Source organism: Curtobacterium sp. B8, assembly GCF_000333315.1.
Taxonomy (GTDB): Bacteria; Actinomycetota; Actinomycetes; order Actinomycetales; family Microbacteriaceae; genus Curtobacterium; species Curtobacterium luteum.
In genome coordinates this window covers 1-1716 of the sequence record NZ_BACW01000539.1, presented here as the reverse complement: position 1 = coordinate 1716, position 1716 = coordinate 1, and the positions used below count along the sequence as shown (strand labels likewise).

The window sequence follows — 1716 nt, the reverse complement described above, 5'->3', positions numbered from 1 at the left end:
GATGACAACGAGTAGTCGATGCCGACCGCCAGCCCCAGCATCACCCCGAGCACGGGCGTGACGGAGATGAACTCCACGAGGCTCGAGAACGACAGCGAGGCGAGGGTCGCGACGCCGACGCCGAGCACCGCGGACACCAGCGGGATCGCCGCACCGATGACCGTCCGGAGCATCAGGAACAGCACGATCGCGGCGATGATGACGCCGATGATCTCCCCGGGACCGAGGATCGACGGCACGCCCTGCGCGATGTCGTTGGAGACGTAGACGTCCACGCCGCTGATCTTCGCCGCGTCGGCCTTGTCCGAGATGGCCTGCTTCGTGGTCTGCGGGACCTCGTAGGTCGACTTCGTGAACTGCACGGTGCCGATCGCAGCGGCGTCGTTCGACGACACGAACCGGATGTCCTTCGACAGGTCGAGCAGCTTCGAGCCCTGCTCGAGCTCCTGCTCGCTGTCGTCGAGCTTCTGCTCGTTCGCGTCGAGCTTCTCCGTGTTGGCGTCGATGGTCTTCTGCGCCGCGGTGATCTGCTGCTCGCCGGCGCTGAGCTGCTGCTGCTGGGCGTCGATCTGCGCCTGCGCCTGCTGCAACTGCGCCTGCGCGGCCGCGGACGCAGCGGCTCCCGCTGCCTGGGCCTGCGCCTTCTGCGCGTCGAGCTGCTGCTGCGCCTGGTCGATCTTCGCCTGGCCGGACTCGAGCTGCGCCTTCTGCGCGTCGAGCTGGTCCTGCCCGTCCGCGATCTGCTTCCGGCCGTCGGCGATCTGCTCGCGCCCGTCGCTGATCTGCTTCCGGCCGTCGACGATCTTCTGCCGCTGGTCGTCGAGGCGCTGCTGCAGGGTGAAGCCGTCGGAGACGCTCTTGACGCCGCTCTCGTCCGTGAGCCCGTCGAGGAAGTCCTTGACCTCCGACTTCTGCGCGCTCGTGAACGCCTTGCCGTCCGTCGTGGCGAACACCAGGGTGCCGGTGCCGCCGTTCGCCGACGGGAACTTGTCCGCGAGCTCGTCCTGCACCTGGCTGGTCTTGGTGTTCGGGATCGAGATCGACGACGAGATCGAGCCGGCGAACAGGCTGTAGGTGAGCCCGGCGATGCCCATGATCACGACCCACGCGATGATCACGAGCCAGTGCCTGCGGGCGGAGAACCGCCCGAGTCGGTAGAGGAGACCGGCCATGCGGAGAGCCCCGTTCCTTTCGTGGTGCTGCGGTTGTGCGGTCGGGGTGCGCCGGTGGACCCCGCGGGTGGTCAGGAGGAGGACGAGCCTCAGTCGGTCGGCATGTAGCCGCTGCGGACGCTGTGGATCAGCCTGCTCAGCAGGGCGTCCCAGGCATCGAGTGCGTCCTGGTCGAGCGGTGAGCCGTCGATCTCGCCGGCGTGCTCCTGCAGCCAGTGGTCGGCGATCACGACGATGCCGCTCATGAGCGACTCGACGAGCAGCGCCGCGTCGAGGGCGTCCGCGGCCGGGTACCGACGGCGGACCTCGTCGCGGAGGCGCTCGGTCACCCGCGCGAAGGCCGTCTGGGTGAGCACGGCCGCCTTCGGGTCGGACTTGCCGGGTTCGCCGAGCGTCCGGTACATGCCGGCGATCGCCGGGGCGAGGTCGGCTCCGCGGGCGGCGGACCCGATCTCCTCGAACATCGACGCCCGGCTGCCGTCACCGACGGGGGTGTTCGCGATGTCCGAGAGGAACCGGTCGATGATGACCGAGAGCTCCTCCT

2 protein-coding genes are annotated in these 1716 nt (G+C 68.9%); both read right to left on the bottom strand.

Annotation, left to right across the window (positions count from 1 at the left end):
* On the bottom strand, window positions 1-1172 hold a 1172-nt coding region (locus tag I59_RS14260; protein WP_022904446.1), incomplete at its 3' end, for an MMPL family transporter.
* 89 nt (window positions 1173-1261) lie between these two features.
* Window positions 1262-1716, bottom strand: a 455-nt coding sequence (locus tag I59_RS22940) for a hypothetical protein (RefSeq protein ID WP_022904445.1), incomplete at its 5' end; no start/stop codon positions are given.